Origin of the sequence: Rhodovastum atsumiense (assembly GCF_937425535.1) — a bacterium.
GTDB lineage: Bacteria > Pseudomonadota > Alphaproteobacteria > Acetobacterales > Acetobacteraceae > Rhodovastum > Rhodovastum atsumiense.
In genome coordinates this window covers 5,600,035-5,625,152 of sequence record NZ_OW485601.1, presented here as the reverse complement: position 1 = coordinate 5,625,152, position 25,118 = coordinate 5,600,035, and the positions used below count along the sequence as shown (strand labels likewise).

25 protein-coding genes are annotated in these 25,118 nt (G+C 68.5%); 11 read left to right on the top strand and 14 right to left on the bottom strand.

Annotated features, from left to right (window positions below; all coding sequences use genetic code 11):
- Positions 1-74 precede the first annotated feature (74 nt).
- The 6 genes from NBY65_RS25345 to NBY65_RS25320 all read left to right on the top strand — a co-directional run bounded on the left by NBY65_RS25345 (position 75) and on the right by NBY65_RS25320 (position 8,340).
- Entirely contained in the window at positions 75-1,631 is a 1,557-nt protein-coding gene (locus NBY65_RS25345) for a GMC oxidoreductase (protein ID WP_203330702.1), read from the top strand.
- A 327-nt stretch (positions 1,632-1,958) separates the two neighbouring features.
- On the top strand, positions 1,959-3,377 hold the full coding sequence (locus tag NBY65_RS25340) for a bifunctional enoyl-CoA hydratase/phosphate acetyltransferase (RefSeq protein ID WP_150044610.1): 1,419 nt from the start codon (positions 1,959-1,961) through the stop codon (positions 3,375-3,377).
- A 224-nt stretch (positions 3,378-3,601) separates the two neighbouring features.
- On the top strand, positions 3,602-4,822 hold the full coding sequence (locus tag NBY65_RS25335; protein WP_150044612.1) for a serine hydrolase domain-containing protein: 1,221 nt from the start codon (positions 3,602-3,604) through the stop codon (positions 4,820-4,822).
- A 114-nt stretch (positions 4,823-4,936) separates the two neighbouring features.
- Positions 4,937-7,096: a glycogen debranching protein GlgX gene (glgX, locus tag NBY65_RS25330; RefSeq protein ID WP_150044615.1), complete on the top strand. Its 2,160-nt coding sequence runs from the start codon at positions 4,937-4,939 to the stop codon at positions 7,094-7,096.
- 76 nt (positions 7,097-7,172) lie between these two features.
- Positions 7,173-7,592, top strand: a complete 420-nt coding sequence (locus tag NBY65_RS25325) for a tellurite resistance TerB family protein (protein WP_150044617.1) — start codon at positions 7,173-7,175, stop codon at positions 7,590-7,592.
- 193 nt (positions 7,593-7,785) lie between these two features.
- Positions 7,786-8,340 (top strand): hypothetical protein, encoded by a 555-nt coding sequence (locus NBY65_RS25320; protein ID WP_150044619.1) that lies wholly within the window; start codon positions 7,786-7,788, stop codon positions 8,338-8,340.
- A gap of 55 nt (positions 8,341-8,395) precedes the next feature.
- Here NBY65_RS25320 and NBY65_RS25315 read toward each other — a convergent pair whose 3' ends face one another.
- From NBY65_RS25315 to groES, 3 genes are all read right to left on the bottom strand, one after another.
- The gene (locus NBY65_RS25315) at positions 8,396-8,599 is read right to left on the bottom strand and encodes a cold-shock protein (RefSeq protein ID WP_150044621.1); all 204 of its coding nucleotides are present in this window, start codon (positions 8,597-8,599) and stop codon (positions 8,396-8,398) included.
- Between the two features lie 350 nt (positions 8,600-8,949).
- Positions 8,950-10,587, bottom strand: coding sequence for a chaperonin GroEL (gene groL / locus NBY65_RS25310; protein ID WP_150044623.1), 1,638 nt, complete (start codon positions 10,585-10,587; stop codon positions 8,950-8,952).
- Positions 10,588-10,632: 45 nt separating this feature from the next.
- Positions 10,633-10,947 (bottom strand): co-chaperone GroES, encoded by a 315-nt coding sequence (gene groES, locus NBY65_RS25305; RefSeq protein WP_150044626.1) that lies wholly within the window; start codon positions 10,945-10,947, stop codon positions 10,633-10,635.
- A 296-nt stretch (positions 10,948-11,243) separates the two neighbouring features.
- Here groES and NBY65_RS25300 point away from each other — a divergent pair, with 296 nt between their 5' ends.
- The 3 genes from NBY65_RS25300 to NBY65_RS25290 all read left to right on the top strand — a co-directional run bounded on the left by NBY65_RS25300 (position 11,244) and on the right by NBY65_RS25290 (position 14,010).
- Positions 11,244-11,516 carry an usg protein gene (locus NBY65_RS25300; protein WP_150044628.1) on the top strand — a complete coding sequence of 91 codons (273 nt, stop codon included), beginning with the start codon at positions 11,244-11,246 and terminating at the stop codon, positions 11,514-11,516.
- A 104-nt stretch (positions 11,517-11,620) separates the two neighbouring features.
- Positions 11,621-12,364 carry a glycosyltransferase family 2 protein gene (locus NBY65_RS25295; RefSeq protein WP_150044630.1) on the top strand — a complete coding sequence of 248 codons (744 nt, stop codon included), beginning with the start codon at positions 11,621-11,623 and terminating at the stop codon, positions 12,362-12,364.
- A 5-nt stretch (positions 12,365-12,369) separates the two neighbouring features.
- Positions 12,370-14,010 carry an ArnT family glycosyltransferase gene (locus NBY65_RS25290; protein WP_150044632.1) on the top strand — a complete coding sequence of 547 codons (1,641 nt, stop codon included), beginning with the start codon at positions 12,370-12,372 and terminating at the stop codon, positions 14,008-14,010.
- On the opposite strand, the gene NBY65_RS25285 is transcribed toward NBY65_RS25290, so the two are convergent.
- Entirely contained in the window at positions 13,992-14,702 is a 711-nt protein-coding gene (locus NBY65_RS25285) for a TVP38/TMEM64 family protein (protein ID WP_239003103.1), read from the bottom strand. The two genes, NBY65_RS25290 and NBY65_RS25285, sit on opposite strands and share 19 nt — an antisense overlap.
- Before the next feature lie 136 nt (positions 14,703-14,838).
- On the opposite strand from NBY65_RS25285, the gene NBY65_RS25280 reads away from it, so the two are divergent.
- Positions 14,839-15,951 (top strand): COX15/CtaA family protein, encoded by a 1,113-nt coding sequence (locus tag NBY65_RS25280; protein WP_150044635.1) that lies wholly within the window; start codon positions 14,839-14,841, stop codon positions 15,949-15,951.
- A 111-nt stretch (positions 15,952-16,062) separates the two neighbouring features.
- The gene (gene tldD / locus NBY65_RS25275) at positions 16,063-17,526 is read left to right on the top strand and encodes a metalloprotease TldD (protein ID WP_150044637.1); all 1,464 of its coding nucleotides are present in this window, start codon (positions 16,063-16,065) and stop codon (positions 17,524-17,526) included.
- 230 nt (positions 17,527-17,756) lie between these two features.
- Here the strand turns inward: tldD and minE are convergent, their stop codons facing one another.
- The 10 genes from minE to cybH form a co-directional block, all read right to left on the bottom strand.
- Positions 17,757-18,020, bottom strand: a complete 264-nt coding sequence (gene minE, locus NBY65_RS25270) for a cell division topological specificity factor MinE (RefSeq protein ID WP_150044640.1) — start codon at positions 18,018-18,020, stop codon at positions 17,757-17,759.
- Positions 18,017-18,832, bottom strand: a complete 816-nt coding sequence (gene minD, locus NBY65_RS25265) for a septum site-determining protein MinD (RefSeq protein WP_150044641.1) — start codon at positions 18,830-18,832, stop codon at positions 18,017-18,019. The genes minE and minD overlap by 4 nt, the downstream gene beginning before the upstream one ends.
- A 23-nt stretch (positions 18,833-18,855) precedes the next feature.
- Positions 18,856-19,593 carry a septum site-determining protein MinC gene (gene minC, locus NBY65_RS25260; protein ID WP_150044643.1) on the bottom strand — a complete coding sequence of 246 codons (738 nt, stop codon included), beginning with the start codon at positions 19,591-19,593 and terminating at the stop codon, positions 18,856-18,858.
- Positions 19,594-19,975: 382 nt separating this feature from the next.
- Positions 19,976-21,424, bottom strand: coding sequence for a sigma-54-dependent transcriptional regulator (locus tag NBY65_RS25255; protein ID WP_338110438.1), 1,449 nt, complete (start codon positions 21,422-21,424; stop codon positions 19,976-19,978).
- A 206-nt stretch (positions 21,425-21,630) separates the two neighbouring features.
- The gene (gene hypA, locus NBY65_RS25250) at positions 21,631-21,972 is read right to left on the bottom strand and encodes a hydrogenase maturation nickel metallochaperone HypA (protein ID WP_150044647.1); all 342 of its coding nucleotides are present in this window, start codon (positions 21,970-21,972) and stop codon (positions 21,631-21,633) included.
- Between the two features lie 352 nt (positions 21,973-22,324).
- Positions 22,325-22,504 carry a rubredoxin gene (locus tag NBY65_RS25245; RefSeq protein ID WP_203330703.1) on the bottom strand — a complete coding sequence of 60 codons (180 nt, stop codon included), beginning with the start codon at positions 22,502-22,504 and terminating at the stop codon, positions 22,325-22,327.
- The gene (locus tag NBY65_RS25240) at positions 22,501-23,310 is read right to left on the bottom strand and encodes a hydrogenase expression/formation protein (RefSeq protein ID WP_150044650.1); all 810 of its coding nucleotides are present in this window, start codon (positions 23,308-23,310) and stop codon (positions 22,501-22,503) included. Before NBY65_RS25240 ends, NBY65_RS25245 begins: the two co-directional genes overlap by 4 nt.
- Positions 23,311-23,494: 184 nt before the next feature.
- Positions 23,495-23,797 (bottom strand): HypC/HybG/HupF family hydrogenase formation chaperone, encoded by a 303-nt coding sequence (locus NBY65_RS25235; protein WP_150044652.1) that lies wholly within the window; start codon positions 23,795-23,797, stop codon positions 23,495-23,497.
- Positions 23,798-23,802: 5 nt separating this feature from the next.
- Complete coding sequence (locus NBY65_RS25230; RefSeq protein WP_150044654.1) at positions 23,803-24,369, bottom strand: HyaD/HybD family hydrogenase maturation endopeptidase; 567 nt, start codon at positions 24,367-24,369, stop codon at positions 23,803-23,805.
- Positions 24,369-25,112, bottom strand: coding sequence for a Ni/Fe-hydrogenase, b-type cytochrome subunit (cybH, locus tag NBY65_RS25225; RefSeq protein WP_150044657.1), 744 nt, complete (start codon positions 25,110-25,112; stop codon positions 24,369-24,371). Before cybH ends, NBY65_RS25230 begins: the two co-directional genes overlap by 1 nt.
- Positions 25,113-25,118 lie beyond the last annotated feature (6 nt).

The following is a 25,118-nucleotide window of genomic DNA, read 5'->3' as shown; positions in this document are numbered from 1 at the left end:
CTGATATTTGCGTCATCGGTGCGGGGCCCGCGGGCATCACCCTCGCCCGGGAATTCGAGGGCGGACCGTTACGCGTGGTCCTCCTTGAGGGTGGCGGCATGGACTTCGACCAGGCCAGCCAGTCGCTCTATCAAGGGGAGAATATCGGCCTCTGCTATGACGCGCTGGACCGGACGCGGTCGCGCTATTTCGGCGGCAGCTCGAATTGCTGGGGTGGCTTCTGCCGCCCGCTCGACGCCCATGACTTCCAGGTCCGCGACTGGGTGCCCAACAGCGGCTGGCCCTTCGGCCTGGCCGAACTGCTGCCCTATTACCGCCGCGCGCATGCGCTGCTGCAGATCGGCCCGTTCGAGTACGACCCGCAGACCTGGCAGGACTGGATCGGCCGGCCGGACAGCCGGTTCATTCCCTTCGACCGCGAGCAGGTGCTCAACATCGTCTCGCAGCTCAGCCCACCGACCCGGTTCGGCCGCATCTACGGCGAGGCCATCGCCCGCTCGGGCAACGTGACCGCCTTCCTGCATGCCAACGTCACCGCGATCGAAGCCCCGGGCAACGGCAGCCAGGTCACCGGTGTCGAGGTCCGCACCCTGAGCGGCGCCGCCTTCCGCGTGGCCGCGCGCTGCTACGTGCTGGCCACCGGCGGGATCGAGACCCCTCGCCTGCTGCTGGCCTCAAACCGGCACCACCCCGCCGGACTCGGCAATGAGCATGATCTGGTTGGCCGCTATTTCATGGACCATCCGCGTATCCGCAACGGCGAGATCGTCTTCAGCGACCCGCGCGCCTTCAGCCGCATCTACGACGTCCACGTGACCTATCCCGGCGGCACGGCCGCGCGGGGCACCAAGATCAGCTCCCATTTCGGCCTCTCGCCCGCCATCCAGGGCCGCGAGCGGCTGGGCAACACCCGCTGCTACGTGACCTCGCGCTTCGTGGGCGACCATCCCGAAAGCTATGCCGCGCTGAAGCTGCTCTACCAGGCGCTCAATCGCGGCAGCAGCCTGCGCGGGCGCCGCGGCGAGGTGCTGCGGGCGGTGGCGCGGAACCTGCCGCGGGTCGCCGTGCTCGCGGTCGGGCTGAAGTTCAGGCCGGGCTTCCTGGCCCGCGGCTTCACCCTGGAGACAGTGGTCGAGCCATCGCCGCTGCCGGACAGCCGGGTCATGCTGGGCGAGGGCCGCGACCGGCTCGGCGTGCCGCGCGTCAGGGTGGACTGGCGGCTGGGGGAAATGGAGAAGCGCACCTTCCGCCGCACCCAGGAGATTCTCGGCGCGGAACTGGAACGGATCGGTGCCGGGACAGTGCGCGTCGCGGCGCCGCGGGAAGGCGAGCCCTGGCCGGAGACGCTCGACGGCTGCTGGCACCACATGGGCACGACCCGCATGCACGCCGATCCGCGGCAGGGCGTGGTCGATCCGAGCTGCCGCGTGCATGGGATGGAGAACCTGTTCATCGCCGGCAGCTCCGTGTTCCCGACCGGCGGATCGGACATGCCGACCATCACCATCGTCGCGCTGGCATTGCGGCTGGCCGAGCACATCAAGGCCGGCTTCGCCTATTCCGGCCGCGACCTTTCGGTGCCGGTGCCCGTGGTCGCGGCATTGGAGTCAGAGGAAAAGGCAGCGGCCTAGCCGAGGCCGGGCGACGGGGGTGGCCAGCCCCCGCATCCGCCCGGGGATTCAATGGTGACAGCACAAATCGAAGCAAAGGAACAACCTTATCAACCGCGCAATGCAATGTAACAAAGCGTTCGTTTGAAAATAGTTGATCACGACTTCGTGCAATGCTATTTGATTTTGCGTTGCAGCATAGACGTAAGTGTTACGTTGCGGCAGAACTGGATTCATATTTTGCTGTAAATTCAGCACTTTCGTCTCGCGCCGGGATAAGGATACCCCTATGCCTGATCTGCGCCGGACCTCGATGCGCCCCCGCCCGCGCCGGGATGGAGTCGCGGCATGACACGCATCAACCACGTCTTCGCCGAGATCGCGGTCGGTGAGACCGCCGCCATCACCCGCGTGGTCACGCCCGAGGACCTCTATGTCTTCGCCCATGTCACCGGCAACCTGAACCCCATCAACCTGCCGGGCTCCGGCCACGACGTGGAGGCGCGCGACGCCCATCCCGCCCCGTCAATGTGGCTCGGCTCGCTGTTCTCGGCCGTGCTCGGCAATGTCCTGCCCGGGCCGGGCACGTTGTACGACATGCAGACGCTGCATTTCCACGGCCGCGCCTATGTCGGCGACATGCTCGACATCTCGGTGACCGTCACCGGCAAGCGCCCGCCCAACACGATCCTGCTGGCCACCCGCATCTGCCGCGGCGGCGAGACGATCGTCGAAGGCACGGCGGAAGTCACCGCCCCCGCCGAGCGCCGCGAGGTCGAGGACACCCCCCTGCCCGGCCTGACCATCGCCCGCCATCGCCATGTCGAGCGCCTGCTGCAGGCCTGCCACCCGCTGCCGCCGATGCGCACCGCGGTGGTGGCCCCCACCGAGGAAACCGCCCTGCTCGGCGCCCTCGCCGGCGCCCGCGCCCGGCTGATCGAGCCGATCCTGGTCGGCGACGCCGCCCGGATCGCCGCCGTCGCGGCATCCTGCGGCGCCAGCCTGCAGGGCTGCGAGATCGAGGACGCGTCAGGCGACGATGCCGCCGCCGCGCGCGCCGTCGAGATGGTGACCCAGGGCCGCGCCGCCGCGCTGATGAAGGGCCACCTGCATACCGACACGCTGCTGAAGCACGTGGTGAAGTCGCAGGGCGGGCTGCGCACCGGGCGCCGGATCAGCCATGTCTTCGTCATGGACGCGCCCTCCCTGGCCGAACCGCTGCTGGTGACCGACGCCGCCATCAACATCGCCCCGACCCTCGATGAGAAGGTCGACATCGTGCAGAACGCGATCGACCTCGCCTTGGCGCTGGGCATCGCCGTGCCGAAGGTCGGCATTCTCTCGGCGGTGGAGACGGTGAACCCGCGGATGCAGTCCACGCTCGACGCCGCGGCGCTGTCGAAGATGTCCGAGCGCGGCCAGATCAGCGGCGGCATCGTCGACGGGCCGCTGGCCATGGACAACGCCATCAGCCTGATGGCGGCCCGCACCAAGGGCCTGACCTCGAAGGTCGCCGGCCGCGCCGACATCCTGGTGGCGCCGAACCTCGAGGCCGGCAACATCCTGGCCAAGGAACTCACGTTCGCCGCCCAGGCCGAGGGCGCGGGGCTGGTGCTCGGGGCCAGGGTGCCGATCCTGCTGACCAGCCGCTCGGATGGCGAGATCGCCCGGCTGTTCTCCTGCGCCGTGGCGGCGCTGTACGTGCACTGGCAGGCCACCGGCCGCAGTGCCGCCCGGCCGGTGGCGCTGGCAGCCGCCGCCGAATGAGCCCCACCGTACCCGGCCCGGCCGGGTACGGTGTTCGATCGAAACGGTTTGTCTATAACAGAAATTTGTCCTGGTAATCGGTTACACAGGCCGGCAACTCATGGGCTGCGTGATGGTGTTCCGGCACCGTTTCCAGCACGACGCGTGTGTTTGATCGCGTCCATGCTTCTGGCCCTTCGTCACGGTTCTGCTAGGAAGGCAGTTCCGCGGGAAGGAGGAAAAGCATGCAGGACCTGGTGAGCGCACGACCCGAAGAAGTCGGGCTGTCCTCGGCTCGGCTGGCCCATGTCGAAGCCTGGGCGCAGCGCCTGGTCGACGAGGGCAAGCTGCCGGGCGTGCTGACGCTGGTGGCGCGCCGCGGCCGCGTCGCCCATCTGCATGTCTGCGGCCAGGCTGATCTCGCCCGCGGTGTGCCGCTCGGCGCCGATACCATCTTCCGCATCTATTCGATGACCAAGCCGCTCACTTCGGTCGCGCTGATGATGCTGTACGAGGAAGGGCGGTTCCAGCTCGACGATCCGGTGGCGCGCTTCCTGCCCTGCTTCGCCAACATGCGCGTCTTCACCGGCGGCAGCCGCTTCAAGTTCGACACCGCCCCGGCCGAGCGCGACATCACCATCCGCGACCTGCTGACCCATACCGCGGGCCTGACCTACGGCTTCATCGACGCCCACCCGGTCGATGCCATGTACCGCGAGCAGGGCGTTGATTTCCAGACCTCGATGGACACGCTGGCCGAGGTGGTGGAACGCGCGGCCCGGCTGCCGCTGATCGCCCAGCCCGGCCGCGCCTGGAACTACAGCATCGCCTCCGACGTGCTCGGCCACCTGATCGCGGTGATCTCGGGCCAGAGCTTCGAGGCCTTCCTGCAGGAACGCGTGCTCGGTCCCCTCGGCATGGACGACACCGGCTTCCACGTGCCCGCCGGCAAGCTTTCCCGCTTCGCGGCCCTCTACACGCCCGGGCCGGAGGGGCTGCGGCTGATGGACGACCCGCAGCAAAGCATCTTCGCCGTCCAGCGCCCGATCGCCTCGGGCGGCGGCGGGCTGGTCTCCACCGTCGCCGACTACCTCACGTTCTGCCGGCTGATGCTGAACGAGGGCGAACTCGACGGCGTGCGGCTGCTCGGGCGCAAGACGATGGAGCTGATGACCAGCAACCACCTCGGCGGCGACATGGCCGACCTGGGCACGCCCCGGTTCTCCGAATCGACCTATGCGGGAATCGGCTTCGGACTCGGCTTCTCGGTCATGCTGGATCCGGCGAAGGCGCAGATCGTCGGCACGCCGGGCGAATATGCCTGGGGCGGAGCAGCGAGCACCTCGTTCTGGATCGACCCGCAGGAAGATATGGCGGTGATCCTGTTGACGCAGCTCTTTCCCTCCTCGACCTATCCGATCCGGCGGGAATTGCGGGTGCTGACCTACGCGGCGATCACCGACTGACGGCCGGGGCGTTTCCCCGGATGGCCGTGTGGTGGGGCGGGCCTGCCCCACCACACACCCCCGCATGCACCCCCCGGCCATAACGCATCGGAACCATCCGCCCCCGCCGCGCTTATGGCCTTGCTTGTGTGCAGCACGGAGGCATTGGGCGTGCCGGTACCCACCACTCCCAAGACACGATTGAGCGAAGGTCTGCCACATCCGCTTGGCGCAACATGGGATGGGCTTGGCGTCAACTTCGCGTTGTTTTCAGCCAATGCCACCAAGGTCGAACTCTGCCTGTTCGACGACGACGGACGGCGCGAGCTGCAGCGGATCGAACTGCCCGAGTTCACCGACGAAGTCTGGCATGGCTACCTGCCGGAGGCGCGGCCGGGCACGGTCTACGCCTATCGCGTGCACGGGCCGTACGAACCGGATTCCGGCCACCGCTTCAATCACAACAAGCTGTTGCTCGACCCCTACGCCAAGGGCCTGGTGGGCGAGCTGCGCTGGGATCCGGCGGTGTTCGGCTACACGCTGGAATCCGGCGACGACCTGACCTTCGACACCCGCGACAGCGCGCGCTTCGTGCCGAAATGCCGCGTCATCGACCCGGCCTTCACCTGGGGACACGATGCGCGGCCGAACGTGCCGTGGGAACGTACAATCGTATACGAAACGCATGTGCGCGGCTTCACCCGGCGCCATCCGGCCGTGCCCGAGCCGCTGCGTGGCACCTTCGCGGGACTCGCGGTGGCCGAAGTGATCGACCACATCCGCCGACTCGGCGTCACCTCGGTCGAGCTGCTGCCGGTACACGCCTTCATCAACGACAGCATGCTGCTGGACAAGGGCCTGACCAATTACTGGGGCTACAACACGATCGGCTTCTTCGCCCCCGATGTGCGCTACACCGCCACGCATGCCATCAACGAATTCAAGGAAATGGTGGCGCACCTGCACGCCGCCGGGCTCGAGGTGATCCTCGACGTCGTCTACAACCACACCGCCGAAGGCAATGAACGCGGCCCGACGCTGAGTTTCCGCGGCATCGACAATGCCAGCTACTACCGGCTGCTGCCCGACCAGCGGCGCTACTACATCAACGACACCGGCACCGGGAACACGTTGAACCTGTCGCATCCGCGCGTGCTGCAGATGGTGACCGACAGCCTGCGCTACTGGGTCACCGAGATGCACGTGGACGGGTTCCGTTTCGATCTGGCGACAATTCTCGGTCGCGAGCCCTACGGCTTCGACGAGGGCGGCGGATTCCTCGATTCCTGCCGGCAGGATCCGGTGCTGTCCTCGGTCAAGCTGATCGCCGAGCCCTGGGATATCGGGCCGGGCGGCTACCAGGTCGGCGCCTTCCCGCCGGGCTGGGCGGAATGGAATGACCGCTTCCGCGACACGGTGCGGGCCTTCTGGAAAGGCGACAGCGGCAGCGCGGCAGAGATGGCGGCCCGGCTCTGCGCCTCGGGCGACCTGTTCAACCGGCGCGGCCGCAAGCCGTGGGCGAGCGTGAACTTCGTCACCGCCCATGACGGGTTCACGCTGAACGACGTTGTCTCCTACAACGAAAAGCACAACGCGGCGAACGGCGAGAACAATCGCGACGGCCACGACCACAACCGCTCCTGGAACCACGGCACGGAAGGACCGACGGACGATCCGGACATCCGTCGCCTGCGCGAGCGGCAGAAACGCAACATGCTCGCCAGCGTGCTGCTGGCGCAGGGCACGCCGATGCTGCTCGCCGGCGACGAGCTCGGCCGCACCCAGCGCGGCAACAACAACGCCTATTGCCAGGACAACGAGATCTCCTGGGTGGACTGGGAAATCGACGCGGATGGCCATGCGCTCATCGAGTTCGTGCGCCGGCTGACCGGGCTGCGCCAGCAATATCCCATCCTGCGGCGCGGCCGCTTCCTGACCGGCGAATACAACGAGGAACTCGCCGTGAAGGACGTGAGCTGGATCGCCGCCGGTGGCAGCGAAATGGCCCAGGACGACTGGACCAATCCGGGGACGCGCTGCTTCGGGATGCTGATGGATGGCCGCGCCCAGGCCACCGGCATCCGCCGCCCGGCCAGCGACGCGACGCTGCTGTGGATCCTGAATGCCCACCACGACATCGTCGCCTTTACCCTGCCGCGGGTGACCGGCGGACGGCGCTGGATGACCATGTTCGACACCGCCACCCCGGAGCGGATGCGCGAGCACAGTCATCGCATCGGCGAGACGATCGATATCGTCGGCCGCTCGATGGTGCTGCTGGCACTGCATGCCTGACAGAAAGGTCATGCGTTTGGCCCTTGATCTTGGGGACGTGGGCGCGCACCGTCTTCCGCCGAGGAGGAAAGCGAGGATGCTGGCCCGGACCGGACTGGAAGCCCAGGAAGCGCTGGTGTGCACCATGGTGCTGGCGGCAGCGACCGGCGGTGGCATCACCGACCGCGAGATCGGGGTCATGTCCGGATTGGTGCAGACCCTGCCGATCTTCCGCAATTTCTCGGCCGAGCGGCTCGGGACGGCGACCGACGCCGCGGTGGCGCTGCTCGATGAAGAGGACGGTCTTGCCCACGCCGCCCGATTGATCCGCGGGGCGCTGGAGCCACGGCTGCGGGAAACCGCCTACGCCCTGGCCTGCGAGGTGGTGGCCGCGGACGGCTTCGTGCAGCAGGAAGCCCTGCGCATGCTCGATTTCATCCGCTCCGAGTTGCATCTCGACCCGCTGGTGGCAGCAGCGATCGAACGCGGCGCCCGCGCGCGGCATCAGCAGGCTTAAAGGAAGGCAAGGGCTTCGCCCTTGACCCACCAAGGGCCACAAGGCCCTTGGATCTCATTCTCGCTGCGCAGCACAGCAACGGCAGGGTGGATCAGCGCAGCGCAATCCGCCGTCGCAACGCTCCGGCTGAAGCAGCGGAACGGGCAGGCCCACCCAGGCGTTCAGACAGCAGAAGCCTGGGAGGAAATGCCACATGTCCGACAGGACCGAACCGGTGAAGGCCGGACCTGCCCTTCCCGAAGATGTCGCCGAGGTGGAGGGCATTTTCCCCAATGACGCGGCACTGCAGGAAGCGGTGACGCAACTGGCCCAGGCCGGCTTCGACCGCGCCGAGCTGAGCCTGCCCGAGACCGGCGGAGCGCCCCCGCAGCACGGTGACAGGGGACCGGTGACCGACACCGACCTGCGGCAGGCGCGCACGCTTGGAACCGGTCTTGCGGCGTCGGTGGCCGGAATGGCGGCGGCGGGCGTGGTGGTGGCGACGGGGGGTGCGGCGGCACTCGCCGCGGGCGCGGCCGCCGCAGCCGGAGTGGGCGCGGCGGCCGTGAGCGAGACGGCTGGTCAGGCGGCCGGCTCGGCGACGCACGCAGCGAATGAACGCGCAGCTTCGCGGGGACGACTGGTACTGGCAGTGCGGGCGGTCGAACCGGCCCGTCAGGCGCGGGCGCGGCAAGTCATGGAAACGGCTGGTGCCACGCGGGTGGAGACGTTGCGGCACTCCGGCGGTCCCATTTCCGCCGTTCCGTGACGGTCAGCGGGAGCCCTGGCCCAGGACCCCCGCCTTCCTGTCGAATTCCGGTGATTCAGGCGAGCTTCAGGTTGGTCGCCGCCGCCTTGCCACGCTCCATCGCCACGTCGTAGCTGACCTTCTGGCCTTCATTGAGACCACGCAGGCCGGCAGCCTGGACGGCGGTGATGTGGACGAACACGTCCTTGCCACCATCCTGGGGCATGATGAAGCCGTAGCCCTTGGTGGTGTTGAACCACTTGACAGTACCGATAGCCATAGCTGCGTCTTACTCCGCTGCAAGCGCCGTGCAACAGCGCACGGCACGGACAACCGGGCCTTTGGACGTCTTGAAGGCACCCGATGGGTCGGAAGCGCAGCAAGCCAAGCCAAAATGCGATTGCGATCGCGAGCATGGCCAGAAGCCGTTCGCAAGTCAATTGGTCCGACGCAACCGGAGACCCTGCGGGACGGCTCAACTTTGGATCATGCGCCGGCTATGCGAAAGACCGCAACGCAGCATTTGCGCAGGGCAGTTACAGAAAAAAGCGAGGGCGGAACCGGTTCCCCGGTCCCGCCCCCATTGTCGTCATTGTGACGACGCGGCTTCCGAGCGCGGTTGGCCGCGGCTCAGAAATCCATGTCGCCCATGCCGCCGCCCGGAGGAGCCGCCATGGGGGCCTTCTTCTCGGGCCTCTCGGCGATCATCGCCTCGGTGGTGACCAGCAGGCCGGCGATGGAGGCCGCATCCTGCAGCGCCGTGCGCACGACCTTGGTCGGGTCGATGATGCCGGCCTTCACCAGGTCCTTGAACTCGCCGCTCTGCGCGTCGAAGCCCCAGTTGTACTCGTCCTTGTCGAGCACCTTGCCGGAGATCACCGCACCGTCCTCGCCGGCGTTCTCGGCGATCTGGCGCAGCGGCATCATCACGGCCTTGCGGACGATCTCGATGCCGAAACGCTGGTCGTCGTTGTCGGCCTTCAGCTTCGCCAGGATCAGGCTGGCCCGCGCGAGCGCCACGCCGCCACCCGGAACGATGCCTTCCTCGACCGCGGCGCGGGTCGCATGCAGCGCGTCGTCGACGCGGTCCTTGCGCTCCTTCACCTCGACCTCGGTGGCGCCGCCGACGCGGATCACCGCCACGCCGCCGGCCAGCTTCGCCAGACGCTCCTGCAGCTTCTCGCGGTCGTAGTCCGAGGTGGTCTCCTCGATCTGCGCGCGGATCTGGTTGCAGCGGCCCTTGATGTCGTCCTTCTTGCCGCTGCCTTCGACGATCGTGGTGTTCTCCTTCTCGATGATCACCTTCTTGGCCTTGCCGAGCATGCCAATGGTGACCGTCTCGAGCTTGATCCCCAGATCTTCGGAGACGACCTGACCGCCGGTCAGGATGGCGATGTCTTCCAGCATGGCCTTGCGGCGATCACCGAAGCCCGGCGCCTTCACCGCCGCGACCTTCAGGCCGCCGCGCAGCTTGTTGACCACCAGGGTGGCCAGCGCCTCGCCTTCCACGTCCTCGGCGATGATCAGCAGCGGACGGCCGGTCTTCACCACTTCCTCGAGCAGCGGCAGCATCGGCTGCAGGCCCGAGAGCTTCTTCTCGTGGATCAGGATCAGCGGCTGGTCGAGCTCGGCGATCATCTTCTCCGCGTTGGTGATGAAGTACGGAGAAACGTAGCCGCGGTCGAACTGCATGCCCTCGACGACGTCGAGCTCGGTCTGGATGCCCTTGGCTTCCTCGACCGTGATCACGCCCTCGTTGCCGACCTTCTGCATCGCCTCGGAGATCATGTGGCCGATATCGGCCTCGCCGTTCGCCGAGATGGTGCCGACCTGCGCGGTCTCGCCCTGGGTCGTGATCTTCTTGGTGCGCTTCTGCAGCTCTTCCACCAGAGAGGCCACGGCGCGGTCGACGCCACGCTTCAGGTCCATCGGGTTCATGCCGGCGGCAACGGCCTTCGCGCCCTCGCGCACGATCGCCTGGGCCAGCACGGTCGCGGTGGTGGTGCCGTCACCCGCGAGGTCGTTGGTCTTCGAGGCCACTTCGCGCACCATCTGCGCGCCCATGTTCTCGAACTTGTCGGCCAGCTCGATCTCCTTGGCGACGGTCACGCCGTCCTTGGTGATCCGCGGCGCGCCGAAGCTCTTGTCGATCACGACGTTGCGGCCCTTGGGGCCCAGCGTGACCTTCACCGCGTCGGCCAGGATATCAACACCACGCAGCATGCGTGCGCGGGCATCACCGCCGAAACGAACGTCCTTGGCAGCCATATTGTCGTCCTTCGAATTGATCCGGTGGAAACGGAGAGAAGAGGATTACGCGGCCTTCTTCTTGGAAGCGCCGCCCTCGATGATCCCCATGATGTCGGATTCCTTCATGATCAGCAGCTCCTCGCCGTCGATCTTGACCTCGGTGCCCGACCACTTGCCGAACAGGACGCGGTCGCCGGCCTTGACGTCCAGCTCCACCAGTTGACCCTGTTCGTTGCGCGCACCCGGGCCGACAGCCACCACCTCGCCTTCCATCGGCTTTTCCTTGGCCGTGTCGGGAATGATGATGCCGCCTGCGGTCTTCTCTTCGGCGGTGATACGCCGGACCACGACCCGGTCATGCAGGGGACGAAACTTCATTGCGGATCGCTCCTCGATCTCGGTTCTCGGACCTCCCGCCGGATGCGGAATTGTTAGCACTCCACACCGGGGAGTGCCAGCGATCTAAGAGCAGCCCTCGCCCATGTCAAGACGCCGGCAGCACTCTCCGGCGTCGAGTGCCAATCATCTGATATCCCACGGTTTTTTGCTTGCGGTCCGCCCCACTGCTCATGTCATGCTGACATCCTGCAGTCGAAACTTCGGCGCCAGACCGAAGTTGGACGCAGGGAGCCATGATCAGCGGCAAAAGGACAGAACCTGGCACGGAGGCGTGAATGAAAGCCGAGATCCAGATCAGAAAACAACTGGATGGATACCGCCTGACCACGGCGGAAATACTGTACCATTTGCCGGATCATCCGTCAGTGCTGCAATCCTACATCTGGCAGGATCTCGATATTGCCCCGCGCTTTCCAGTTCTGAGCAAATTCCTTGATTTCTGGGCCCGTGAACTCGACGGCAAGCTGCATTCGGTCCGGGTTGCCTCGGTCGGCCTGATCCAACCTGCCCGTTACGGCCATACCGCCCACCTGATGCAATTGCACTGATCCCCCCGGGGAAGGCACGGGTGTCGGTCTTGTGAAGACGCCCGCCGGCGGGCTTGCGGCGCGCCCACGAAAAGGTCATGGCTGCGGCACGAGGGAGCCCTGCCATGCCAGCCGTCGAGTCCGCCACCCCGCCGCGCGTCAGCATCGTCATCGCGGTGCTGAACGAGGCCGAGAACATCGCCCCCGTCTGTGCCGAGCTGATCCCGGCGCTGGCATCGCTGCACCCCTTCGAAGTGATCTTCGTCGACGACGGCAGCAGCGATGCCACCGCCGCTGCCATCGCCCGCGCGCAGGCGCAGCATCCGGAAATCCGGCTGCTGCGCCACGATCGTTGCTGCGGCAAGACCGCGGCGCTGCGCACCGGCATCACCGCCGCGCGCGCGCCCTGGATCGCCACCATGGACGGCGACGGCCAGAACATCCCGGCCGACCTGGTGCGCATGCTGGAACTCGGGCTTGCGGCCGGCAGCCCGGCGCCGCTGGTCGCGGGCATCCGCACGCGCCGTCATGACGGCTGGTCCCGGCTGGTGGCCACCCGCATCGCCAACGGCTTCCGCCGGGCCGTGCTGGGCGACGAATGCCCGGATACCGGCTGCGGCATGAAGGCCTTCGCCCGCGAGGACTTCCTCCGCCTGCCCGCCTTCGAGGGCATGCATCGCTTCCTGCCGGCACTGTTCCAGCTCTATGGCCGCCGCCTGGTCTGCTGCCCGGTCGGGCATCGCGCCCGCATGGCCGGGCGATCGAAATACACCAATCTCGGCCGTGCCCTGGTCGGGCTCGCCGACACCGCCGGGGTGATCTGGCTGCGTGCCCGCACCCGCGTTCCGGCGCGCGTGGCGGAGGAATAAGCCGGATGCGCCGTCTCGTCGCGATTCGTTATCCTCTGCTGGCGCTGCTGGCGGCCTTGCTGCTGTGGCCGGGCATGAACCTGATCCCGCCCTTCGACCGCGACGAGTCGCGCTACGCCCAGGCGACCGCGCAGATGCTCGCCAGCGGCGACCTGATCGACGTGCGCTTCCAGGACCAGCCGCGCTACCTGCAGCCCGCCGGCATCTACTGGCTGCAGGCGAGTTCGGTCTCCCTGCTCTCATCTCCCGAGGCGCGGGAGATCTGGGCCAACCGCGTGCCGAGCGCGATCGCCGCGGTCGTCGCGGTGCTGCTGACCTGCTGGATCGGCTCCACCCTGTTCGGGCCGCAAGCCGGGCTGGTCGCGGGGCTGCTGCTGGCCTGCTCCGTGCTGCTCGGGGTGGAGGCACGGATGGCGAAGATCGACGCCACCCTGCTCGCCGTCATCCTGGCCGCGCAGGCCGCGCTGCTCGCGGTCTGGCGCAGCCGCGACGCCACGCCGGCGCGGCTGACGCCCTGGCTGTTCTGGGCGGCCAACGGCGTCGGGCTGATGCTGAAGGGGCCGGTGGTGCTGCTGGTCACGCTCGGCACCCTGGCGGGGCTCGCCATCGCCGAGCGGCGGGTGCGCTGGATGCGCGGGCTGCGGCCGCTGCCCGGCATCGCGCTGATGCTGGCGATCGTGCTGCCCTGGGTGATCGGCATCGTGCTGGTCAGCGGCGGGACGTTCTTCGCCGATTCGCTGGGACAGAACTTCCTCGGCAAGGTGGCGACCGGGCAGCAGGCGCATGGGTTGCCGCCCGGCTATTACCTGCTGGCCTTCCTGATCAGCTTCTGGCCGGGCTCGCTGTTCGCGGCGCTGGCGCTGCCCTGGACCTGGGCGAACCGGCGCCGGCCGGAAGTGACCTTCCTGCTGGCCTGGATCATCCCGACCTGGGTGGTGTTCGAACTGGTCGCGACCAAGCTGCCGCATTACGTGCTGCCGACCTATCCGGCGATCGCCTGCCTCGCCGCCGCCGCGTGCTGCCGCGCCGATCCATGGCCGATGGGGCGCTGGGGCCGGGCGCTGACCGGGATCTATGCCGCGCTCTGGCTGTTGGTCGGGCTGGGGCTGGCCTTCGGCGGGCCGGGCCTGCTCGGCTGGGTCGAACATGAGGCATCGCTGCTGGCCGGACTCGTGGCCCTGCTCGGCGCGCCGCTGGCGGTCTGGGCCTGGCGCCTCGCCCGCCGCCGCGCCGCCATGCCGGCGCTGGCCTGCGCCGCCGGGGCCGCCGCCGCCATCTATGCCGGGGTCTGGCTGGCGGTGCTGCCACAACTGCACACGATCTGGCTGAGCCCGCGCATCGCGGAGACGGTGGCCCGGCTGCGCCCCTGCCCCGACTCGGTGCTGGCCTCCGCGTCCTTCAGCGAACCCAGCCTGATCTATCTGGTGGGGCGGGAGACCAGGCTGATCGGTCCGGCGGATGCCGCCGATTTCCTCAAGGCAGGGCCTGCCTGCAACCTGGCCCTGGTCGATGCGCGCGACGCCCCCGCCTTCCTCGGCCGTGCCGGCACGCTCGGGCTGGCGCCGCGCGCGCTCGGGCTGATCGAGGGGATCAACTACTCCAACGGCAAGCGGCTGGCGCTGACGCTCTACAGCGCCGCGCCGTAGCGGCCGGCGCGCAGGCGGCGCAGCAGCACGAAGCCGATGGCGCCGGAGATGGCGAACAGCGCCGCGCCGAGGCCGAGCATCACCTGCTGGTCGACGCGGGTGCCGGCGCCGATCAGGGCGAACACCAGGGTCTGCGGCAGGTAGCCGAGCAGCGAGGCCAGCAGGAACGGCCCGGCCGCGACAGCGGAGACGCCGGCGAGCAGGTTGAGCAGCAGGTTGTTGCCGACCGGCAGCAGCCGCAGCATCAGCGTCGCCGAGAACGGATTGGCGGCGAGGAAGCGGTCGAGCCGCGCCATCCGCGTGCCCAGCCGGCGCTGCGCCCAGTCCTGCGCCACCAGCCGGGCCCAGTAGAAGCTGGCGATGCAGCCGAGCACCACCCCGAGCAGAGACACCACGGTGCCGCCCCACAGCCCGAAGGCGAGCCCGGCGGCATAGGCCGGCACCTGTCGCGGCACGCCGAGGAAGCACAGCGCCGCGGTGGCCGGCACGAACAGCAGCTCGGCCAGGGTCTGGTGGCGGGCCACCACGCTTTCCAGCAGCGCCGCGGCATCGCCGCCGAGCACCGCCTTCAGCACCAGTTGGCCGCCCAGCAGCACCACGACCAGCAGCGCCGGACGCCAGAGCACGCCCAGGGCGCCCCACCAGGCCCGTGGATCCTGCCAGGCAGGCCTGGCGCCAGAACAATCCTTCATCCCCTGCCGCTACCACCCTGTCCCGGCGCCGGCAACCTCGGTCCCATGGGCCGCACACGCAGCCGCGACGAGGGCATGCCCGGTTTTTCCCCCGGCGGCACTGTTTCCGCCGATTCCCCGCCTATATGGTGGTGCCATGCCGCTCGATGTCACGCAGCCCCACCCGGCCGGCGCCGCCGACGCCCGCCGCCGGGCGGTCGCGATCTGGCTGCTGGTCATCTGCGGGATGATCCTGGTGATGATCGGACTGGGCGGCGCCACCCGGCTGACCGGCTCGGGCCTGTCGATCATGGAATGGGCGCCGCTGCGCGGCACGCTGCCGCCGCTGACCGAGGCGGAATGGCAGCGGCTGTTCGCCCTGTACAGGCAGATCCCGCAATACACGCTGCTGAACCCGGATCTCGATCTCGACGGGTTCCGGCGGATCTTCTGGCTGGAATACGTGCACCGGCTGTGGGGGCGGCTGATCGGCCTGGCCTTCCTGCTGCCGCTGCTGTGGCTGTGGTGGCGCGGCGCCATCGACAAGCGGCTGCGGCCACGGCTGCTGGTGCTGTTCATGCTTGGCGGGCTGCAGGGGGGCGTCGGCTGGTTCATGGTCGCCTCCGGCTTCTTTCCCGACAGCATTGCCGTGTCGCAGTACTGGCTGGTGGTGCACCTGACCCTGGCCCTGGTGCTGTACGGGGCGATCCTGTGGACGGCGCTGTCGCTGCTGCGGCCGGCGTCCCTGCCGGGCGGACCGCCGGCACTGCGCCGGGCGGTCTTCGCCTGCTGCGTCCTGGTGACCGTGACCATCGTCGCCGGAGGCTTCGTCGCCGGGCTGAAGGCCGGGCTGACCTACAACACCTTTCCCTTGATGGATGGCCGGATCGTGCCGGACGGCTACGGCGATCTGCGCCCGGCCTGGCGCAACCTCACCGAGAACATCGCCGCGGTGCAGTTCAACCATCGCCTGCTGGCGACCGCGACGGCGGTGACGGTGCTGGGCACGCTCGCCTGGGGCCTGACGCGGGCGCGCGGACTGGCAAAGGCCGGGCTGTGGGCGCTTGGCATCGCGGTGGCGGTGCAGTACGGGCTGGGCGTCGCCACCCTGCTCGCGGTGGTGCCCCCGCTGCTGGGGACCGCGCACCAGATCGTCGCCGCGCTGGTACTGAGCGCTGCCCTGCTCGCCCTGCATGGGCTTCGCCCCACCGCCGCGCTGGCGCACGACCCGCTGCACGAAGATGGCTTCCGCCAGGAAGGCCGCGCGTGAAAGAGGTGCAGCAACCCCGTTGCCGTTCCACCGGCATGACGCCAGTTATTCCCGGCGTGGACACGCTGCCTTGACTCCTCTCCCTTCCCTCCAGCTTGCGCAGGAATTGCCATGACAGCGGATGCGATATCGTTGGACACCCCGCTGGCCGTCACCGACCGGCTGTTCTTCGAACGGGAAGGCGCCACGCTGGACCGCGACACGGCCGGGCGCATGGTGGCGCAGGCCATGGCCGGCCGCGATGACGGTGAGCTGTTCCTGGAATACGAGGAAACCGAGTCGATCAGCCTCGATGACGGCCGCATCCGCAGCGCCGGCTTCGACACCACGCTCGGCTTCGGTCTGCGGGCGGTCGCGGGGGAAGCCACCGGCTACGCCCATTCCGGCGAACTGTCCGAGGACGCGCTGAAGCGCGCCGCCGCCACCGTCGCCGCGGTCGCCGCCGGCCATTCCGGCACCGCCGCCGAGGCGCCGCGGGCCAGCAACGCCCGCCTCTACTCCGACGCCAATCCGCTGAGCAGCATGGATTTCGGCCAGCGCACCACGCTGCTGTCGGAACTCGACGCCTACGCGCGCGGGCGCGATCCGCGGGTGAAGCAGGTGATGGCCTCGGTGTCCGGATCCTGGCAGGCGGTGCAGATCATCCGCGCCGACGGGCGCCGGGTCGCCGATCTGCGGCCGCTGGTGCGGATGAACGTCTCGGTGGTGGTCGAACAGAACGGACGGCGCGAGACCGGCAGCTTCGGTTGCGGCGGGCGGTTCGGCTATGACCGGGTGCTCGGCGCGGAGGCCTGGCGCGCGGCCGTGGACGAGGCGCTGCGCCAGGCACTGGTCAACCTCGACAGCGTGCCCGCGCCGGCCGGCGAGATGGAAGTGGTGCTCGGCCCGGGCTGGCCGGGCATCCTGCTGCACGAAGCGATCGGCCACGGGCTGGAAGGCGACTTCAACCGCAAGAAGACCTCGGCCTTCGCCGGGCTGCTCGGGCAGCGGATCGCCGCCCCCGGCGTGACCGTGGTGGACGACGGCACCCTGCCCGACCGGCGCGGCAGCCTGACCGTGGACGACGAGGGCACGCCAACCAGCCGCACCGTGCTGATCGAGGACGGGTATCTGCGTGAATTCATGCAGGACCGCCTGAACGCGCGGCTGATGGGGGTGCGCGCCACCGGCAACGGCCGGCGCCAGTCCTATGCCCATGCCCCGATGCCGCGCATGACCAACACCATCATGCTGTCCGGGCCGCACACCCCGGAAGAGATGATTCGGTCGGTGAAACGCGGCCTCTACGCGGTGAATTTCGGCGGCGGCCAGGTGGACATCACCTCGGGCAAGTTCGTGTTCTCGGCTTCCGAGGCGTACCTGATCGAGGACGGCAAGGTCACCACCCCGGTGAAGGGCGCCACCCTGATCGGCAACGGGCCGGATTCGCTGACCAAGGTCGAAATGATCGGTAACGACATGGCTCTCGACCCGGGCATCGGCACCTGCGGCAAGAACGGCCAGGGCGTGCCGGTGGGCGTGGGACAGCCCACGCTGAAGCTGAAGGGACTGACGGTGGGCGGCACCGCGGCCTGACGAAGAGGAAATCGGGTTCCAAGGGCGAAGCCCTTGGCCCGGTCCAGGGGCGGAGCCCCTGGTGGGGGCGGGGCGAAGTCCCGCATGTTAATTTATTCTGCTAAAATAACAAAACCAGGCTGCTTCTGCCCCGTTCGTGACGAGGAAGAAGACGCTCAAGCCCGGGCGCTGCCCCGCATTCATGCATGGCGCGCCCCCAGCCGTTCCGGATGAGCGTTTCCCGAGGCGTTTCAGCCCGCGACGGCGGGCTCGGCCGGCATGTGGATGTCGATTTCCAGCGTGGAAATCGAATCGCCCCGGTCGAGCTTGATCTGCACCATCTCGCGCTCGATCTTGATGTGCTTGGCGACCACCGCCAGGATTTCTTCCTGCAGCAGCCGCACCAGATCACCCGACGAGCCGTTCAGGGCCCGCTCATGCGCGAGCACGATCTGCAAACGCTCCCGCGCCACCGGCGCGGAGCCTCGCTTTCCAAGGAAATTAAAAAGGTTCACGCGACCCTCCGCCCGAACAAGCGTTGCACCAGGCCGCGCTTCTCCTCCGGCACACCCATCGGCACCGCCTCTCCGCGCAGCCGTTTCGCGGCGTCGAAATAGGCCCGTGCCGGCGGGCTGTCCGGGCTGCTGAGGGTCACCGGCGTGCCAAGGTTGGAGGCACGCAGCACCTCCTGGCTTTCCGGGATGATGCCGAGCAGCGGGATGGACAGGATCTCCAGCACGTCGTCCGTCTTGAGCATTTCCCCGCGGGCGGCGCGGCCAAGATCGTAGCGGGTCAGCAGCAAATGCTTTTCGATCCGCTCGCCCCGCTCGGCGCGCTCGGTCTTGGAATCGAGCAGCCCGATGATGCGGTCGGAGTCGCGCACCGACGAAACCTCGGGGTTGGTCACCACGACCGCGACATCGGCATGGCGCATCGCCAGGGTGGCGCCGCGCTCGATGCCCGCGGGGCTATCGCAGATCACCCAGTCGAACTTCTCGCGCAATTCCTCGACGACGCGGGCAACACCTTCGGGTGTCAGCGCATCCTTGTCACGGGTCTGCGATGCCGGCAGCAGGGAGAGCGTGTCGACGCGCTTATCCCGGATCAGGGCCTGCGGCAATTTCGCATCACCCTGGATAACATTGACCAGGTCGAATACGACGCGTCGCTCGGCCCCCATCACCAGATCAAGGTTGCGCAGGCCAACATCGAAATCGACCACCACCACGTTCTGTCCGGCCAACGCGAGCGCTGCCCCCAGCGCGGCGGTGGAGGTGGTCTTGCCGACCCCCCCCTTGCCGGATGTCACGACCAGGACCTTCGCCATCTCCGCACCCTCCGTTGACCCCGTCAGTCCAGGGTCGTCATGACGATCGAATCACCGTCGAGCCAGGCCTGCACGGCACGGCCGCGCAGCGATTCATCCATATCGTCGGCGGTACGGTAAACGCCGTCGATCGCCACCAGCTCGGCTTCCAGTCTCCGGCAGAACACCCGCGCCTTGGGGTTGCCGGTGAAACCGGCCACCACGCGGCCGCGCAGTGTGCCATAAATATGCACCGACCCACCGGCGAAAACCTCGGCCCCGGAAGCAACGGACCCAAGCACGGTCACGTCCCCCTTGGGATAGATGACCGACTGCCCGGACCGCACGGGGCTGTCGATCACCAGGCCGGCCGGCTCCTCCTCCGCCGCGGGGGGCGGCGTCGCCGGCTGGGCGGCCGACGGCAATTCCACCGCGCCGGTCGGCCGGCCGCCGCTGAACGCCGGGCCGAACTCGGCGGCTCCGGGCCAGCCAGGCTCGGCGTTCTCCACGCCAACGATGCGCAGGCCACGGGCCTGCAGCGCACGCGCCAGTCCCAGCAGGTCGGCATCCTGGGCCGTCACCCCGCCAAGATCCAGCAATACGGGCTTGCCGTCGAGAAAGACCGGCGAGCGCGTCACCTGTGCGTCGAGCTCCGCAAGCCACTGTTCCACTGGCGGCTCGGGCCGAAGCACGAGCGCGAGAAAGGACCGGCCATGGATGCGGAAGACAGGACGGGTTCGGTCTGTTGAGCTCACTCTCGCCGGGTATCCGGGCGTCGGCATAGAATCAAGAAGGAATCACGCGTAGTCAGCGGATTTGCCACCTTGACGGATTCGCCTGCAACGCTTCCACCGGCGGTTATGGCCCGGCCATGCCTACGCCCTCCTCCGACCCGTGGCGAATCCGGCCCAAACGCCTTGCGGGCCGCCATGCGCGATGCCTGCGCCCTCCCGGTTTCGTTCCGACATGGATTCAACCGGAAGAACCGATCCCGCGATCTCTCCCGCTGCCGCCATGGCGGCCGGCACATGGAAGAGCACCTCCTGAAAACAACAGGTTAGATGTTTCCACCCGTGAGGTCCGGACGGCAAGATACGCTTGTACTGAAATCGTAACAAAACGTACCGCCACGCCCTCGCACGCGTTCTTGATGGGAGATCCGGGTCACGCGTCCGTCGCACCCGCGCCCCGGCGCAGGCCATGGCGCTCGATCTTGCTGCGCAGGCCGACGCGCGAGAGGCCGAGCTCCCCGGCCACGTGGCTGACATTGCCGCCGAGCCGCTCCATCGCCTCGGCGATCACGCGGCGCTCGAGCTCCTCCACGCGGTCCTTCAGCGTGCGGGCGGCCGGCGCGCAGGGCCTGTCCCCACCGGCGCAGCGATCCGCCAGGATCGCCGGCGACAGCAGATGGGCGGGCAGCGGGGCATCGTCCTCGGACAGCGCCACCATGCGCTGGATCTCGTTGTGCAGCTCGCGGACATTGCCGGGCCAGGCGTGGCGGGCCAGCAGCTCCAGCGTCTGCGGGGCGAAACCGGCGACCCTGCGGTGGAAGGCCCGGTTGACCTCGCCCAGGATGCGTTCGGCGATGGCGGGGATGTCCATCGGCCGGTCCCGCAAGGGAGGCAGGTGGATCGGGAAGGCCGCGAGCCGGTAATAGAGGTCGCGGCGGAACCGCCCGGCCTCGACCTCGGCCATCAGGTCGCGGTTGGTGGCGGACACCACGCGCACGTTCACCCGGCGCGGCCGTTGCGCGCCGAGCGGGCGGATCTCGCCTTCCTGCAGCACGCGCAGCAGCTTCACCTGGAACGACGGCGAGGTCTCGCCGATCTCGTCGAGGAAGATGGTGCCGCCATCGGCCACCTCGAACAGGCCGATGCGGTCCTGGTGGGCGCCGGTGAAGGCGCCCTTCTTGCAGCCGAACAGCTCGCTTTCCAGCAGCTCGTCGGGCAGCGCGCCGCAGTTTTCCACCACGAAGGCGCGCCCCGCGCGCGCGGAGGCGTCGTGGATCGCCCGAGCGAGCAATTCCTTGCCGGTGCCGGAGGCGCCGGTGATCAGCACGGAGATGTCGTACTCCGCCGCCCGGCGCGCGAGGCCGAGCACCGCCGCCACCGGGCTCGAGGGCTCGTGGACGATCCGGCCGAAGCCCGACAGAAGCGGCCCGGCCTGGCCGCGCGCGGGAAGCAGGCAGGGCAGCGGGCCGCTTGCCCGCCGGGCAGTGAGGGCCGTGGCGGGAATGGATTGTATCTGAAACAGTTCGGCAGCCGCACGAACCGAGCGGAGCAGCCGCTCCGGATGCCAGGGCCGGGAGATGGATTCGTGGATGCCGGCCTCGCCCACGCAGGCGACGGTGCCCTCGGCATCGTCGGTGCCGGCGATGATCATGCGCACGGGGCCGGGCCAGAGCGTGCGCACCCGCCGCAGGAAGGCGATGCCGCAGGCGCCCGGCAGGTTCTGGTCGCACAGGATGACCTGCACCGCCTCGCCGCGCAGCCGGGCTTCCGCCTCGGCGGCATCGCGAGCGCCGATCACCGCGAAATCCCTGGCGAGCACGTCACGCAGGGCGGCGAAGGAACGGCCTTCGTCATCGACCACGAGAACGGTCGGTGGTGCCACCACGTCTCTCCCTCAACGACTCCGGAGCGGGACTCGCCCGAGGGTCAACCGGCCCCCCGCCCCCATCGGGCACCGGTTCCCCGCCTGCGGCGGCGCGCCGGGCCGGGGATCCGGCCGGGCGCCGCCGAGGCTGGCGTCATCCGGACCGGATCAGGTCGCTGGCGGCGAACAGGTCCGGGTCCCTGGGCGGCTTGAAGGGCTGCACGTCACGTCACCTCCATCTCGCGAACCCGCAGCTCGCCGCCGCTGGTCATCTGCACGCGCTGCCCGCCGCAGTCCGGGCAAGGGCCGAAGCGGCCGGTAATCGGCACGCTCCGGCTGCAATCGAGGCACCAGCCCTGGCCTGGCATCGTCACGATCTCCAGCCGCGCCCCCTCGGCGAGGGTGCCGCGGCTGACCACATCGAAGCAAAAACGCAGCGCCTCCGGCTCGACATGCCCGAGCACGCCGATCTCAACCACCACCACCCGCACGCGTGTCGCGCGCTCGCGGCGGGCGGTTTCCTCGACAATGGCGATGAGGCTCTGGGTCAGGGCCATCTCATGCATCGGGGCATTCCCGCAGGACGATCCCACGCGACCCGCCGGGATCGGATGGGGCGATGCGCCGGTAAGGGCCCTTCGGCGCGAAATCCCGGACCAAGGGCGGTCGCAGGGCGGCGGGGGCGCGACGCACCGCCGCATTCAGCAGACTCCGGGGCCACATGGACCCACAGGCGCCCCAGGCGGGCATGGCCGCTCCTCGCCACGCGAGACGCCGCGAAAACGCATCGTGCTCACGCGGCCAGATTGCGACCCCCATGCACGGAAGGAAACCTGTCGGCACGGCGCCCAGGGGCACGGCGACGGCGCTACTGCCGCGACTGCGACAGACACATCTGTCGCGATCGGACCACCAGGGTCACGCGTTCGGCCGCACGAAGACGATCCGCGTGGCGTCGCAGATGGGGCAGCGCCAGTCCTGCGGCAACGCCGTGAAGGCGGTGCCGGGCGGGACCCGTCGGTCGGGATCACCCTCGGTAGGATCGTAGACGTGCCAGCACACGCCACATTCCATCATGCCGTCAGGGGGAAAGCTCATGCGAAACAAGCCTCGGCCATCTCGAGCAGGCGGGTGGCGGACTCACGGAAATCCTCGGTGGCAGCCAGAACCGCTTCCGGCACATCGCCGATCTCCAATGTGTCCAGCACGACCACGCCGGCCGTGTTGAAATACTGCACGGACCACACGTGACGCAGCCCGGTCGCCACCACCCGGCAGGCGCCGTAGCCGCGCGAGAACAACATCACCGGTCCTTCCCCCAGCGATGCCTGCAGGAAGCCCATGTCGGCTTCCGTCATCGGCAACAGGGTGAAGTTGATGACATGGGGCGGTGCGCCTGGCTGGTGCCGGGCCGCATGGTCGCGGATCTCGGCCAGCACGGGCAGCACGTTCATCGTCCCTTCCGGCGGAACGCCGACCTCGAGCCCGGTCCGGGTCAGCAGCGCCGCCCGGCACACCGCCTCGGGGACGGCGGCGACCTCCAGGTAATCGGCGACGCAGCCGCCGCCCGGCCCCTGGAACCGCACACGCCACAGCCCGGCCAGCACAGATTCCTGCACCTGCGCCACGATGCCGTCAGGCAGCGCCGCCATGCCGGACACTTCGCCTTCGCCAAGCACTTCGCCGATCAGCGCCGTCTCGTCGGCGGAGAAGTCGGTCAGATCGAACAGACGACCCGCCATGGTTGAGGCGTGGGCTGCAAGCGCCTCGGCCAGTTGTGGCAACAGGGCAGCGACGCGCGGACAGCGCGCGGCGAGATCCTGCTGCCCGGCAGTGGCAAGAATGCTGCCGGCACCCGATGCGATGCGCCAGGGGCTGCGCGCCGCGATGTTCCCAATCGGCATGACCTCCGAACCTCCCGCTCCCCACTTGCTCCGGCCGGTGACCGATGCGGAATTGAAAAGCAAAATGACAGATCTGGCAAGAACATTGCCAGTCCCGGCCGGAACGGGACAGATCCTGTCCAACGCCCCCCTCATCGCCATGACGCGGGCCGGGGCGCGAAATCCGGTCAGGCGAAAGCCGGGATCACTTTGCCCCGGCGCGCAGGAACGGTGGCAATTCCGGCTCACGCCCGATCAGATCGGCGAAGAACGGCTCGAAATCGCGGCCATCGAGCGCGGCCTGCACCCCGTCCAGCGCGGCCTCGATCGATCGCGCCTCCGCCGCATCCAGCACCCGGACCGCAGTGTCGATATGCACCAGCAGGTGCATGCCCGGTGTGACGTCACCCACCAGCAGGGTCGACACCACGCGGCGCTCGCCGCGATGCTCGCAGACCGCGCTGCCGGCCTCGACGGCCAGCACCGTCATCGGTATCCCCAGGCACATCCGCGTCAGCCCGTCCCACGCCGCTCGTAGCCGGCGAAGTCGCAGTCATTCGCCAGCAGGCCGGGCGGCGCGGCGCGGCGCCGGTCCAGGGCCACTCCCCATTCCGCCAGCACCTGCCCGGCCGCTTGCAACGCCGGAGCGATGGCATCGCGCACCGGCGGCGTCAGCGGCGCCCCCCAGTTCTCGAGATCGACCGGCTGGCATCCCACCAGCGCCAGCCGCGAGGGGCAGCGCCCGGTGAACTCGGCAGCGCTCAGCACGTCCTGGAAGCCGGTCTGGTGCAGGCTCATTTTCTTCGCCCCGGTGAAGCGCGGCACCTCGGCGTCGCGCACCACGCGCAGCGTGCCGGGGGCCAGCCCGTAGTCAATGGCATCGAACACCAGCAGCGCGTCGGCCTCCTGCACGTGGTGCACCAGGTAGAGCCCCTGGGTGCCGCCATCCATCACCGTGACATGCGCGGGCACCTGCCAGGTGGCGTGGAAGGTTTCCACTGCGCGCACGCCGAACCCCTCGTCCGCCCAGAGGATGTTGCCGATGCCCAGCACCAGAACGCGTTGAGGCAGGTCCGGCATCAGTCGTCGCGATCGTCGCGGAACTGCCGCTCGCCCGAGATCATGGTGGCGATCATGGTCTGGCGCGACATGATCTCCTCACGGATGGCGGCATAGATGTGCAGGATGGCGAAGGTCACGATCACCCACATGCCCAGGTGATGCAGTGTGTGCACGTCCTGGCTGTTGGGGAGATAATCGAACACCCAGCCGAACGCCCACGCCTGCCAGGAATCGCGGCCGGTGCCTTCGGAATACAGCGCGAAGCCGGTGATGATCATGCCGATCGTGCCCAGGGTGATGACGAAGAACATCGAGATCTGCGCCAGCGGATTGTGCCCCAGGTATTTCTTCGGCTCCTTCACCAGGAACGTGTACCAGGCCAGTTCCCAGAACACGCCGCGCCACCAGCGCCGGTTCCAGACCGGCAGGTAGAAGATCTGGCGGGAATGGCGGTTGCCGAAGAAGGCCCAGACGATCCGCAGGATAAAGCCGATCGCCAGCACATAGCCCGCGGCGAAATGGGCGAAGCGGATATAGCCGAACAGGAAATGCGCGCTCGCCTCGCCGGGCAGCGTCGGCGGCGGCGAGCCGATCAGGTAGCCGGTGATCGCCAGCACCGTGATGGCGGCCGCGTTCACCCAGTGCCAGATCCGGATCGGCGCCTCGTAGACATAGACGGTCATCCGTCCCCAGATGACTTCCTCGGTCTGGTCGATGACGCCGCCGAACTCGTAGCGGCCCTTGCGTACCGTGTTGCTCATGTCGCG